Genomic DNA, 12,568 nt, shown 5'->3' on the forward strand with positions numbered 1-12,568 from the left:
AACAATTACCAAAAGGGGAGAATCATCACACACCTCTTGAGAAGATCCTTAGGATCGTGCTACTCTTCGCCTCCATTTTTCTGACCTAAATTTCGCCATTGACCACTGCGAAAACCATCAGGTCAGTGCTATCTTTAAGCAATGTTGAGCAGTGAGTTCGGCATTCTATCCAACCCAAATTGGAACCGAATAATGGGCAAAGGTACGTTATATATTGTCTCTGCACCGAGTGGCGCAGGGAAGTCGAGCTTAATTTCAGCTTTGATAGAGAAAAACCCGACTTACGCAATGAAAGTTTCAGTTTCTCATACCACACGCGGCATGCGTCCTGGTGAACAAGATGGTATTCACTACCACTTCGTTGAAAAAGAGCAGTTTGAAGACTTAATCAAGCAAGACGCCTTTTTAGAATACGCTGAAGTGTTTGGTAACTATTACGGAACCTCTCGTCCGTGGATTGAAAAAAATCTTGAAAAAGGTATCGATGTTTTTCTCGATATTGACTGGCAAGGCGCGCGTCAAATACGCGAACAAATGCCAGAAGCCAAAAGCATCTTTATTCTGCCACCATCGAATGGTGAGCTTGAACGCCGCTTAAACGCGCGCGGTCAAGACAGCGAAGCGGTCATCGCTAAGCGTATGGCAGAAGCCAAATCGGAAATTTCGCATTACCACGAATACGATTATGTCATCATCAATGATGACTTTGATGGCGCACTGGTGGACTTTAAAGCCATCTTACGCGCAGAAAGATTGAAGCAAGATAAGCAAGCTGCTAAATATAAAGGTATGCTTGACGCCTTACTTGCTTAATAATGTAAAAAATAGCAATCGTGCGCGTGGCTAGAATCCACTCGCATTAGGTTGTATAATTTCTCGTCATTCAAAATTTTAGTTAACTATTTGGAGTTCTCATGGCACGCGTAACTGTTCAAGACGCTGTTGAAAAAGTTGGCAACCGTTTCGACCTTGTTCTAATTGCGGCTCGCCGCGCACGTCAAATGCAAACTGGCGGCAAAGATTCTCTAGTGCCTGAAGAGAACGATAAGCCAACCGTGATTGCACTTCGTGAAATCGAAGATGGGCTTATCACGAAAGAAGTACTTGATGCACGTGAGCGTCAAGAACAACAGGAACAGGAAGCCGCTGAGCTTGCTGCCGTAAGCAGCATCGCACACAGCCGTTAATTCCTGCATCGACCTACATCTACGTTCGGGCCTGAAGTTTGTATCTATTTGATAGCCTCAAAGACGTTGCCCAAGAATACCTAACAGAGCCTCAAATTGAGGCTCTGCGTCAATCTTATGTGGTAGCGAAAGATGCCCATGAAGGGCAAACCCGCTCTAGCGGTGAACCGTATATTATCCACCCGGTAGCGGTGTCTCGTATTTTGGCCGAAATGCGTCTGGATATCGAAACCCTGCAAGCCGCACTGCTTCACGACGTGATTGAAGATTGTGATGTCACCAAAGAAGAACTCGAACACAAATTCGGTTCGACGGTGGCTGAGTTGGTGGATGGCGTTTCAAAACTCGACAAGCTCAAATTTCGAGATCGCAAGGAAGCCCAAGCAGAAAACTTTCGTAAAATGGTTCTTGCCATGGTGCAAGACATTCGCGTTATTCTGATCAAACTGGCCGACCGTACACACAATATGCGCACTTTAGGGGCTCTACGCCCTGATAAGAAGCGCCGCATTGCTCGTGAAACTCTCGAAATCTACGCACCGCTTGCTCACCGTCTTGGTATTCACAATATTAAAGTCGAACTCGAAGAGTTAGGCTTTGAAGCCTTGTACCCCAACCGTTATCGCGTGTTGAAAGAGGTACTAAAAACGGCTCGCGGCAATCGTAAAGAGATGATTCAGCGGATTCACAGCGAAATAGAAGGTCGCTTAGAAGAAGTGGGAATCAAAGCTCGCGTATTAGGACGTGAGAAAAACCTCTATTCGATCTACAACAAGATGAAAACCAAGGAACAGCGTTTCCATACCATTATGGACATTTACGCGTTCCGGGTGATTGTTGAAGATGCCGATACTTGCTATCGCGTACTGGGTCAAGTTCACGGTCTGTATAAACCTCGTCCTGGACGGATGAAAGATTATATCGCGGTGCCAAAGGCCAACGGATATCAATCGATTCATACCTCGATGGTTGGTCCACATGGGGTGCCTGTTGAAGTACAGATTCGTACCGAAGACATGGACCAAATGGCGGATAAAGGGGTTGCAGCGCACTGGTCATACAAAGATCGAAGTGACACGTCTGGCACCACAGCCCAGATCAAAGCCCAACGTTGGATGCAAAGCTTGCTTGAACTCCAGCAAAGCGCAGGTAACTCGTTCGAGTTCATTGAAAACGTGAAATCTGATCTGTTCCCAGATGAAATTTACGTCTTCACACCAAAAGGGCGCATTGTCGAACTTCCTGCGGGCGCAACCGCGGTTGACTTTGCTTATGCGGTACATACTGACGTAGGTAACACCTGTGTCGGTGCGCGCGTGGACCGAAATCCTTATCCACTCAGTAAAGCGCTGAAAAGCGGTCAAACTGTTGAGATCATCAGTGCGCCGGGTGCACGTCCAAATGCAGCGTGGCTCAACTATGTCGTGACGTCACGGGCACGAACCAAGATTCGTCAAGTGCTGAAAACCATGCGCCGTGAAGAGTCAGTGACTCTTGGTCGTCGCCTACTCAACCACGCCTTAGGCGATCTCTCACTGACAGACATCAGTGAAGAAAACGTCAACCATGTGCTCAACGACCTGAAAATTCCAAGTGTCGATGAACTGCTGGCGGCGATTGGCTTAGGTGAATTGATGAGTATTGTGATCGCTCGACGTTTACTTGGAGATGCGGACGAATTAACGGAAGTGCAAAACGAAGGCAAACCACGCAAGAAACTGCCAATTCGCGGTGCTGAAGGTATTTTGCTGACGTTCGCTAACTGTTGTCACCCCATTCCCGATGATCACATCATTGCCCATGTCTCGCCGGGTCGTGGCCTAGTGGTTCACCGTGAAACCTGTCCAAACGTGCGTGGTTACCAGCGCGAACCGGATAAGTACATGGCTGTGGAATGGTCTGATGATTATCAGCAAGAGTTTATTACCGAGCTGAAAGTCGATCTGCAAAACCGTCAGGGTGCGCTGGCTGAACTCACCAACGTGATTTCGCAAACCGGCTCCAATATTCACGGTCTTTCGACCGAAGAACGAGACGGACGTTTGTACACTGTGACCGTGCTGCTGACGACTAAAGATCGCGTGCATTTAGCAGGTATTATGCGCAAACTCAAAGCCATGCAACAAACGCTGCGGGTGCGTCGCAGAAAGAACTGATCATCCTATACTCAATAGCAAATGCCCTTACTTAAGGGCATTTTCATTTTCACTCCTTACCTTTATTAGTTAGAACGTTGTTATGAATCCTGAACGTTATCAACGCATTCAACAGGTGCTCAAAGCGCGCCAAGTCGACTTAACCCTGTGCCTAGAAGAAGTCCATAAGCCAAATAATGTCTCTGCGGTCATTCGCAGTGCCGATGCCACAGGCCTACACAAGGTCCATGCTGTATGGCCTAATGATCAAATGCGCACCCTTAGCCATACCTCCGCAGGCGCGCGAAATTGGGTTGAAGTCGAGACCCATGACACGATTATTGACGCAGTTACCGAGCTAAAATCTCAAGGTATGCAGATTCTCGTCACCAACTTATCAGCAACTGCCATCGACTTTCGCGAAGTGGACTACACCAAGCCGACAGCGATTATTCTTGGTAGCGAAAAACGAGGGGTTTCTCAGGCAGCACTTGACCTTGCAGACCAAGATATCGTGATTCCAATGGTCGGCATGGTTCAGTCATTGAATGTCTCGGTGGCGAGTGCGATCATTTTGTATGAAGCGCAGCGCCAGCGACAAGCCGCTGGCATGTATGACCGTGATATCAGCCAACTGCCGGCAGAGACCATCCATCGCATTCTGTTTGAACGTGGACACCCTGTCTTGGCTAAAGTCGCCAAACGTAAAGGGTTAGCTTATCCAGCACTTGATGAACAAGGTCAAATCCTCGCAGAACCGGAATGGTGGCAAGAGATGCAACGTGGCTAAATTCACGCTTTCAGCCGCGATATCTGTTTCATGCTATTGAAATTACGCGACCTTATTCGGCTCTCTATCACTTTTCCCTGTACAAAAACACAGCTCAATGGTTAACTAAACATAATTACATTGTGAGTGATGAGAGCCCTATGTCCCAATTACTGTCCGCCATTCCTCTAACTTCTTTATCTGGCGTTGGTGCCAAAGTCGCAGAGAAACTGGCAAAAGTGGGGCTCAATAGCGTCCAAGATCTGCTTTTTCATCTTCCGTTACGTTACGAAGACCGTACGCGTATCTATCCGATGGTCAAACTTCATGCTGGGCTTTGGGCTGCGGTACAAGGAAAAGTGATGAGCGTCGATACCTTATTTGGGCGGCGTAAGATGTTAACGGTCAAAATCAGCGATGGTAATGGTACCGTCACCCTGCGGTTTTTCAACTTTACCGCAGCGATGAAAAATAACTTCGCTGAAGGCAAAACCGTGCATGCGTACGGAGAGATAAAACGAGGGAACACTGGATTAGAAATCATTCATCCTGACTACAAATTTTATGCGCCGCAACAGCAGCCTGATCTTGAAGCGCATCTAACGCCTGTTTATCCCACCACGGAAGGGCTGCGCCAAGCAACGCTACGCAATTTGGCAGACAAAGCGCTGGAACTGCTTGATAAATCAGCCGTTCAAGAGTTACTACCTAGCGGCTTATATGACCATCAACTCTCACTCGGTGAAGCGCTGCACATTATTCACCGTCCTTCGCCAGATATCGCCCTCGAGCTATTTGATGAAGGAAAACATCCGGCGCAACTGCGATTAATTATCGAAGAACTTCTCGCCCAAAATTTATCCATGCTCGCGGTACGCAGTCAGGGACAAAAAGACAACGCGCTTCCCCTTGCCGAAACCCATCAGTTAAAAGACAAATTACTTGCCAAACTGCCCTTTTCACCGACCAATGCTCAAGCAAGAGTCGTCAAGGAAATCGAACACGACTTGGCTCAACCACATCCAATGATGCGTTTGGTTCAAGGCGATGTAGGCTCGGGGAAAACCTTAGTCGCTGCACTGGCGGCGGTGCGTGCGATTGAGCACGGGTATCAAGTCGCATTAATGGCGCCGACCGAACTTCTGGCAGAGCAGCACGCGATCAATTTTTCCAATTGGTTGGCAGAAATGGGTATAGAGGTGGCTTGGTTAGCCGGAAAACTCAAAGGCAAAGCAAAACAAGCAGAACTGGAAAAAATCGCGTCTGGGCAAGCAAAAATGGTGGTCGGTACTCACGCATTGTTCCAAGAACATGTGGCGTTTTCTCACCTTGCGCTGGTTATCATTGATGAACAACACCGCTTCGGAGTTCACCAGCGACTAGAGCTGCGTGAGAAAGGCGTAAAACAAGGCGCTTTTCCGCATCAATTAATCATGACCGCGACACCGATTCCGCGCACATTAGCCATGACCGCCTACGCCGATCTCGAGACCTCAATCATTGATGAGTTGCCGCCAGGACGTACACCCATTCAGACCGTCGCCATTCCCGACACCAAGCGCGACGATATTGTTGAGCGTGTGCGCCATGCCTGCGTCAATGAAGGTAAGCAAGCCTATTGGGTATGCACGCTGATTGATGAATCGGAAGTATTAGAAGCACAAGCCGCCGCCGATACCGCCGAAGAACTGCAAGCCAAATTACCAGATGTCAAAATTGGTTTAGTCCACGGGCGAATGAAGCCCGCAGAGAAACAAGCTGTAATGCAGGATTTCAAAGATAACAAACTGCATCTGTTGGTTGCCACCACAGTGATTGAAGTCGGCGTAGATGTACCGAACTCAAGCCTGATGATCATCGAAAACCCTGAACGCTTAGGCTTAGCACAGCTTCATCAGTTACGAGGACGAGTTGGACGGGGTTCTGTCGCCAGTCACTGCGTTCTGCTTTACCATGCTCCGTTGTCGAAAACCGCGCAGAAACGCCTTGGTGTGCTGCGTGAAAGTAACGATGGTTTTGTGATTGCTCAGCGAGATTTAGAAATTCGTGGCCCTGGTGAGCTGCTGGGCACGAAACAAACTGGCCTTGCTGATTTTAAGATTGCAGACCTGATTCGAGATCAGCGTTTAATTCCAGAAGTTCAGCGGATCGCAAGGCACATTCATGATCACTACCCTGACAACGCCCAAGCTATTATTGACCGCTGGCTCGATAATCGTGATGTTTACGCCAAAGCTTAAGCTTGAAAATGTACAGCGATTAGAGCTTTAGGGTTACCATGATCCAAATGCTTGCATTGCTGTTTACTCAAAAAGGCAAACGTTTGCCTTTTTGAGTAAAACCTCTATAATTCCCGCCTAAATAATCGGCAGCTCGCTGCTCATCTCGATTTGAGTGAATTCTGATTAACAGCAATCACAGATGATGTATTCACTCGCCCCCAACTCCCCATTCAGCGGAGTTTGGTTAGCACAGGAATAAACTATGAAATCCACACCCGCGCCTAAATCGGAGCTCGTTTATCAATTAAATGATCGTCCACCTTTGCCTCAAACCGTTTTTGCTGCCTTACAGCACTTACTGGCGATGTTTGTAGCGGTGATTACACCTTCTTTAATCATTTGCCAAACCCTTGGCGTTCCAAGCGATCAAACCAACACCATTATCAGCATGTCGCTGTTTGCTTCTGGTATTTCTTCGTTTATTCAAATTCGAACCATCGGTCCTATTGGCTCCGGATTGCTCTCGATTCAAGGCACAAGCTTTAACTTCCTTGGTCCAATCATTGGCGCAGGTATGGCACTGCAAGCTGGAGGTGCAGACGTACCTACGATGATGGCGGCGATCTTTGGCACCATCCTCATCGCCTCTTTTGCCGAAATTTTATTGTCGCAAGTCCTTGAATATGCACGCCGCGTTATCACGCCTCTAGTATCCGGCATCGTCGTCACCTTGATTGGCTTAACTCTGATTCAAGTTGGGCTCATTTCTATGGGCGGCGGCTATGCGGCAATGGGCAATGGTAGTTTTGGACAGTTGGATAACCTCGCATTAGCAGGCGTGGTATTGGCATTGATCGTAGTTCTTAACCGTGCCAAGAGCCCCTATATTCGTGTGGCGTCAATCGTCATTGCGATGCTGGTCGGCTGCTTACTGGCCTATGCCCTTGATATGATTGATACGAGTTCCGATGAGTCAACGAGTCCATTGATGGCTTTACCTATTCCAATGCAATTTGGCCTTGGCTTTGATTGGTCCCTGTTTATTCCACTCGTGCTGATTTTCTTTATTACGGCATTGGAAGCCATTGGTGATATCACTGCGACCTCAGAAGTCTCAGGTGAACCCGTCAAAGGCCCCGTATATATGAAACGCATTAAAGGCGGGGTGCTCGCAGATGGTTTGAATTCGGCTTTAGCTGCCGTATTTAACAGCTTCCCCAATTCAACATTCAGCCAAAACAACGGCGTCATCATGCTAACCGGTGTCGCCAGCCGCTATGTGGGTTATTTTATCTCGGCTATGCTGGTCATTCTTGGGCTATTTCCCGGCGTCGCGACGATGGTACAGCTTATTCCTGAACCCGTTCTTGGTGGAGCAACCATCGTTATGTTTGGCACCATTGCCGCCGCAGGCATTCGTATTATCTCTCGCGTAGAGCTTGATCGCCGCGCAATACTGATTATGGCGCTGTCGTTTTCAATGGGACTGGGTATCGCTCAAAAGCCAGAAATATTGCAGTTTATGCCTGAGTTTATTAAAAATATTCTCTCTTCAGGTGTCGCGGCAGGCGGTTTAACAGCCATCATCCTCAACCTGATTTTGCCTGAGACAGAGACAAGCCAAGAGGCTCAAAAAGAGGTCAACACATCGACGCAATCAAAAGCTTAATCTTGGTTTATAACATCAAAAAAGGTGGCATTATCGCCACCTTTTTTATACCACTGACTCTTGATTAATCTTTACGCTGCAGAATATCCTGCCAAGGTAGGGACTCATCGCCCAGCACAATAAAGTTTGGATTCTCTAAGGTATCGCGCTGGTTGTAAGAGAGCGGCTCCAGCACGGTACTTAATATGCGGCCACCCGCTTCTTCAACAATGCACTGCGTCGCGGCGGTATCCCATTCCCCTGTGGGGCCCAAACGCAGATAACAGTCAACCGCACCTTCCGCGACCAAACATGCTTTTAAAGCCGCCGAGCCCAATGGCACTAAATCGTAATTCCATGCACTGTTCATGCGGCTGGTAATACGGTTGATATCTTGACGACGACTGATTGCCATCGCAATAGGAAATCCCGAACCCGCATGTTTATGGGTCTCAATCGCGACACTTTCGTCCATATCAGGAATTTTCCATGCCCCTTTGCCGTGATAGGCATAATAGGTGACACCAGAAATGGGTCCATAAACAACGCCCATCACAGGACGGTTGTTCTCGATTAAGGCAATAATTGTGGCAAAGTCACCACTGCGTGCAATGAACTCTTGTGTGCCATCCAGAGGGTCAACTAACCAGTAACGCGCCCATTGAGCTCGCTGAGCTAAGCTAATGTCCGCGGCTTCTTCAGATAACACCGGAATATCCGGCGTTAACTCAGAAAGCTTTTCAGTAATCAATTTATGCGCTGCGATATCCGCGCTAGTGACCGGTGTATCATCGCTCTTGATGAACTCTTGATACTGCTTCTTTTGATAAATATCGAGAATTACTTGCCCGGCCGAACGTGCAATTTCAATCACATTCGGTAGCAGATGGGAGAGATCTTTGGTCGTCGGCATCAACAACATCCTTAGCGCGATTACGGGGTCAAAATACGCAACGCTAACATCAACGCAGTGATGCAGCGTGCTTCACAAAAATCGAGGTGAGTCAGTAACTCTTCCGCTTGCGCTAATGGCCAGCGCACAATTTCTAACGGTTCGGGCTCATCCCCTTCTAACTTTTCTGAGTATAGATCTTGAGCAACAAATAACGTCATTTTGCTGGAAAAATAGGACGGTGCGAGAACTACTTCTTTCAACGGCGTCAGCTGATTGGCGCCCATACCAATTTCTTCTTTGAGTTCACGGACTGCCGCTTGTTCTGCGGTTTCGCCTAAATCAATCAGCCCTTTGGGAAAGCCTAATTCATAACGTTCAGTGCCCGCACCGTATTCGCGAACCAGCAGCAGATCCCCTTGTTCAGTCACAGGCACCATCATGACAGCATTGCGACCACTTGGACGCATTCGTTCATAAGTTCTTTCCACGCCATTACTAAAACGTAAATCCAGTGATTCAACAGCAAAAAGACGAGATTGAGCCACTGTTTGCTTGGCGAGTATTTGTGGCAGAGTCCGTTTACTCACGTGCCCGCTCCTTCGATTTAACAAGTGTTGTTAATATATGAGAAAAAACTATGGCTTGAAAAGGTCAAAGCAGAGAAATTGCCGCTTTGCTGACCTTACGCTAAAAAATAAAAGGGTTGGCAATGCCAACCCTTTGAATTTCATGTGCAACTTACTTAGTAGTAAGAGTGTTCACCACGATCATGCTCTGTCGCATCACGAACGGCAGTGAGTTCTCCTTCAAACTGTTGAAGAAGTTCTTTTTCAATACCTTCTTTCAACGTCACATCGACCATTGAACAGCCGTTGCAACCGCCACCAAATGACACAATGGCAACGCCATCATCGGTGATTTCAACCAAACTCACATGACCACCGTGACCGGCAAGCTGTGGGTTCACTTGGGTTTGAATCGCGTATTCCACACGCTCAATCAGAGGTGCGTCATCAGACACTTTACGCATTTTGGCGTTGGGCGCTTTTAGTGTCAGTTGTGATCCCATTTTATCGGTCACAAAGTCAATTTCAGCGTCTTCAAGGAATGGCAAGCTGAGTTCATCCACGTAAGCAGAAAAATCACTAAACGCCAATTCAGTATCGGTACCTTCGACCGCTTCAGGTGGGCAGTAAGAAACGCCACATTCCGCATTTTGTGTTCCAGGATTAACCACAAACACACGAATGTTAGTGCCTTCTGGTTGCTGAGCCAGCAGCTTAGCAAAGTGGGACTGGGCGGATTCAGTAATAATGATTGTATTTGACACGACGAATACCTGAGTAAATTTGTAGGCTATTTACTGACCATTCTACTCCTGTGAAATTTGAGGTCTAGCCCTTTTCTCCAAATCACTGATGCCAATCTTAATCTTTGGGCTCCGGAGTACGACATAAACAGTAAATATCGATGCTTTTGACACCGCTCGCAAGCAGTAATTGCGACAAATGATACACCGTGCTTCCAGTGGTCATTACGTCATCAACAATGGCAACATGGGGATAACTTGGCGGTTTATCAATAGTAAAAGCTTGGCATAAGTTACGTTTGCGCTGCGCTTTATTCATGCCTTGTTGCGGTAAGGTATGTTTCTGACGCCGAAAAAGGTGGGGCTCAAACTGGCAATCCAGTTGCTGAGCCAAATGCATAGCAAGCAGTTCACTTTGATTGAACCCCCGCCACCAATGCCGACGCCAATGCAAAGGCACACAAGTGATGATTGGTGGCGGATGATCAACCCGTACTGCCAACAACTGCGCGAGCCATGGCGCAAGCCAAAACTGCCGCTGATATTTCAGTTGTTGAACAAAAGCGGCGAGTGGCGGCTGATAATCTCCAACACACACAACGCGTTGCCATGGCGGTGGATGGCGTAAACACTGCCCACACATTGCAACCGATTTTAGCGTTGGTAGCCCGCAGCGAGCGCAACGCGGCTGTATCAAAAAGTAGCGCTGACAATACTGGCAAATCGGTTGGTGATTGTCCGTAGGATCAATCGCCAAACGGCAGATTTCACACCAACGAGGAATGCTGCTCGCCAGCGTGCCCAACATGGCTTTTCGCTGCCAATTGGTTAACATAGATGAAAATAGATTCCGGCTCATCGCTTTACTGTGCATGCGCCAACATCCAGAAAGGACTGAAAAAAGTGCATACTTTCGCGAGCGACGCAGCAAGTTTATATTGGCATACGCAAGGGCAAGGCCCCGATCTGGTTCTTATCCACGGGTGGGGCATGAATGGTGCGGTATGGCAACCCACCATCGACATTCTCAGCCAGCACTTTACTGTGCATGTCGTTGACTTGCCAGGTTTTGGTCACAGTGCTTTACGCCATGCATCGTCCCTAGAGGAGATGGCGTCTCAGGTACTTGAACAGGCACCACCGCACGCAATTTGGCTCGGTTGGTCACTGGGCGGTTTAGTCGCCAGTCATATCGCGATTCATCAACCTCAACGAGTAGTAAAACTGATCACTGTCGCCAGTTCACCTAAGTTTGCGGCGGAAAAACCGTGGCGTGGCATTCAACCGCAAGTGCTCACTAACTTCACTCAGCAGTTAATGGAAGATTTCCGCTTAACCATAGAACGCTTTATGGCACTGCAAGCCATGGGCAGCCCTTCTGCACGCCAAGACGTTAAACAGATAAAACAAGCGGTCTTATCCCGCCCAGAACCCAATCCTCAAACATTACTGAGCGGGTTAACCATGTTAGCGGAGGTCGATTTACGCCAGCAATTAGTATCGATTCAAGCCCCCGTCTTACGACTTTACGGACGATTAGACGGGTTGGTGCCAGTCAAAGTCGCTAGCGATATGGACACTTGGCTGCCAAAGAGCGAAAGTCATATATTCCAAAGCTCTTCACACGCACCCTTCATTACAGAGACGGAAGCCTTCTGCCAGAAAGTTGTCGCCTTTTCTGGACAATGATAAGTACTTACTTACGTCAAGAATCACATTATTTAGGAAACGAGTCGCCAAACGTAAAAAAAGTCGCCAAAACGCTAAATTTTTGACCAATTAGGTCGATAACAGACTAACCAACAACAAGAGCACTTGGGTTGGGAAGGGCGATGCTCGGGAGGTCTCGACTATGATCGTGTCACCAACGAACATTAGTGTGCCACTTATCGCCCCATCAGTGAATGTGCAGACCGAGCAGGTCTCTCGAGACAATAAAGTTCGTGAGCCAATTGCTCCCACTTTTGCAATGTCGAAATCCAATGCAGAACGTGGCGTAAAAGCTGATGACAAGCGGCGCAAGCAGTCTTCTTGGGATCCTTCGGAACATCCAAGTTATGACTCAGAATATGAGCCAACTGTCCGAGAGCGCTACTCTGAAGATCCACGTGATACTTTAGAGCGCCTATTCCGATTATTGTCACTCGATAACTATAGCGAGGAGCAAGGAAAAGGTTATGCCATGCGCTTTCGTTTGCCAAAGCACATCATTGATGCAGCGATAACCGAAGGGAAAATGGAGCGGCGGCGTACCGTGATAAAATACCATTACGGCCATGCCATCGTCCCCAACACTCCCTCGGAGGTAATCGCGGTACTGTAGTCTTTTCACTAAAAGAGAGTACCGTTTTTAAATGCCCACGGCGCGCAAGCAAAGTGGGTATTTTTTTGAGCTAATTGTGA

At 47.9% G+C, this 12,568-nt stretch carries 12 protein-coding genes; 8 read left to right on the plus strand and 4 right to left on the minus strand.

Annotation, left to right across the window (positions count from 1 at the left end):
- Positions 1–192 precede the first annotated feature (192 nt).
- The 6 genes from gmk to M1D72_RS21170 all read left to right on the plus strand — a co-directional run bounded on the left by gmk (position 193) and on the right by M1D72_RS21170 (position 7,982).
- On the plus strand, positions 193–813 hold the full coding sequence (gene gmk, locus M1D72_RS21145; RefSeq protein WP_390194472.1) for a guanylate kinase: 621 nt from the start codon (positions 193–195) through the stop codon (positions 811–813).
- Between the two features lie 101 nt (positions 814–914).
- Positions 915–1,187 carry a DNA-directed RNA polymerase subunit omega gene (rpoZ, locus tag M1D72_RS21150; protein WP_093277863.1) on the plus strand — a complete coding sequence of 91 codons (273 nt, stop codon included), beginning with the start codon at positions 915–917 and terminating at the stop codon, positions 1,185–1,187.
- A 38-nt stretch (positions 1,188–1,225) separates the two neighbouring features.
- Complete coding sequence (gene spoT / locus M1D72_RS21155; RefSeq protein ID WP_390194471.1) at positions 1,226–3,343, plus strand: bifunctional GTP diphosphokinase/guanosine-3',5'-bis pyrophosphate 3'-pyrophosphohydrolase; 2,118 nt, start codon at positions 1,226–1,228, stop codon at positions 3,341–3,343.
- 82 nt (positions 3,344–3,425) lie between these two features.
- Positions 3,426–4,112, plus strand: a complete 687-nt coding sequence (gene trmH / locus M1D72_RS21160) for a tRNA (guanosine(18)-2'-O)-methyltransferase TrmH (protein ID WP_456296434.1) — start codon at positions 3,426–3,428, stop codon at positions 4,110–4,112.
- Positions 4,113–4,252: 140 nt separating this feature from the next.
- A complete protein-coding gene (recG, locus tag M1D72_RS21165; protein ID WP_456296435.1) occupies positions 4,253–6,331 on the plus strand; it encodes an ATP-dependent DNA helicase RecG in 2,079 nt (692 codons plus the stop codon).
- A 244-nt stretch (positions 6,332–6,575) separates the two neighbouring features.
- Positions 6,576–7,982 carry a uracil-xanthine permease family protein gene (locus M1D72_RS21170; RefSeq protein WP_456296436.1) on the plus strand — a complete coding sequence of 469 codons (1,407 nt, stop codon included), beginning with the start codon at positions 6,576–6,578 and terminating at the stop codon, positions 7,980–7,982.
- Between the two features lie 64 nt (positions 7,983–8,046).
- Here M1D72_RS21170 and cysQ read toward each other — a convergent pair whose 3' ends face one another.
- The 4 genes from cysQ to M1D72_RS21190 form a co-directional block, all read right to left on the minus strand.
- Complete coding sequence (gene cysQ, locus M1D72_RS21175; RefSeq protein WP_390194467.1) at positions 8,047–8,874, minus strand: 3'(2'),5'-bisphosphate nucleotidase CysQ; 828 nt, start codon at positions 8,872–8,874, stop codon at positions 8,047–8,049.
- A gap of 20 nt (positions 8,875–8,894) precedes the next feature.
- Positions 8,895–9,443, minus strand: a complete 549-nt coding sequence (nudE, locus tag M1D72_RS21180; protein ID WP_390194466.1) for an ADP compounds hydrolase NudE — start codon at positions 9,441–9,443, stop codon at positions 8,895–8,897.
- A gap of 155 nt (positions 9,444–9,598) precedes the next feature.
- Entirely contained in the window at positions 9,599–10,186 is a 588-nt protein-coding gene (nfuA, locus tag M1D72_RS21185; protein WP_390194465.1) for a Fe-S biogenesis protein NfuA, read from the minus strand.
- A gap of 97 nt (positions 10,187–10,283) precedes the next feature.
- Entirely contained in the window at positions 10,284–11,000 is a 717-nt protein-coding gene (locus tag M1D72_RS21190) for a phosphoribosyltransferase family protein (protein ID WP_456296437.1), read from the minus strand.
- Positions 11,001–11,059: 59 nt separating this feature from the next.
- On the opposite strand from M1D72_RS21190, the gene bioH reads away from it, so the two are divergent.
- Both bioH and M1D72_RS21200 read left to right on the plus strand, forming a co-directional pair.
- On the plus strand, positions 11,060–11,854 hold the full coding sequence (gene bioH / locus M1D72_RS21195) for a pimeloyl-ACP methyl ester esterase BioH (protein WP_456297444.1): 795 nt from the start codon (positions 11,060–11,062) through the stop codon (positions 11,852–11,854).
- A gap of 163 nt (positions 11,855–12,017) precedes the next feature.
- Positions 12,018–12,488: an ATP-dependent Lon protease gene (locus M1D72_RS21200; protein WP_390194463.1), complete on the plus strand. Its 471-nt coding sequence runs from the start codon at positions 12,018–12,020 to the stop codon at positions 12,486–12,488.
- Positions 12,489–12,568: the final 80 nt, after the last annotated feature.

This window comes from Vibrio sp. AK197 (assembly GCF_053903115.1).

What these genes read in the sequence shown, in the direction of transcription:
- gmk (WP_390194472.1), top strand. Translation starts at nt 193, where the DNA reads ATGGGCAAAGGTACGTTATATATTGTCTCTGCACCGAGTGGCGCAGGG.
- rpoZ (WP_093277863.1), top strand. Translation starts at nt 915, where the DNA reads ATGGCACGCGTAACTGTTCAAGACGCTGTTGAAAAAGTTGGCAACCGT.
- trmH (WP_456296434.1), top strand. Translation starts at nt 3,426, where the DNA reads ATGAATCCTGAACGTTATCAACGCATTCAACAGGTGCTCAAAGCGCGC.
- recG (WP_456296435.1), top strand. Translation starts at nt 4,253, where the DNA reads ATGTCCCAATTACTGTCCGCCATTCCTCTAACTTCTTTATCTGGCGTT.
- M1D72_RS21170 (WP_456296436.1), top strand. Translation starts at nt 6,576, where the DNA reads ATGAAATCCACACCCGCGCCTAAATCGGAGCTCGTTTATCAATTAAAT.
- cysQ (WP_390194467.1), bottom strand. Translation starts at nt 8,874, where the DNA reads ATGCCGACGACCAAAGATCTCTCCCATCTGCTACCGAATGTGATTGAA.
- M1D72_RS21190 (WP_456296437.1), bottom strand. Translation starts at nt 11,000, where the DNA reads ATGTTAACCAATTGGCAGCGAAAAGCCATGTTGGGCACGCTGGCGAGC.
- M1D72_RS21200 (WP_390194463.1), top strand. Translation starts at nt 12,018, where the DNA reads ATGATCGTGTCACCAACGAACATTAGTGTGCCACTTATCGCCCCATCA.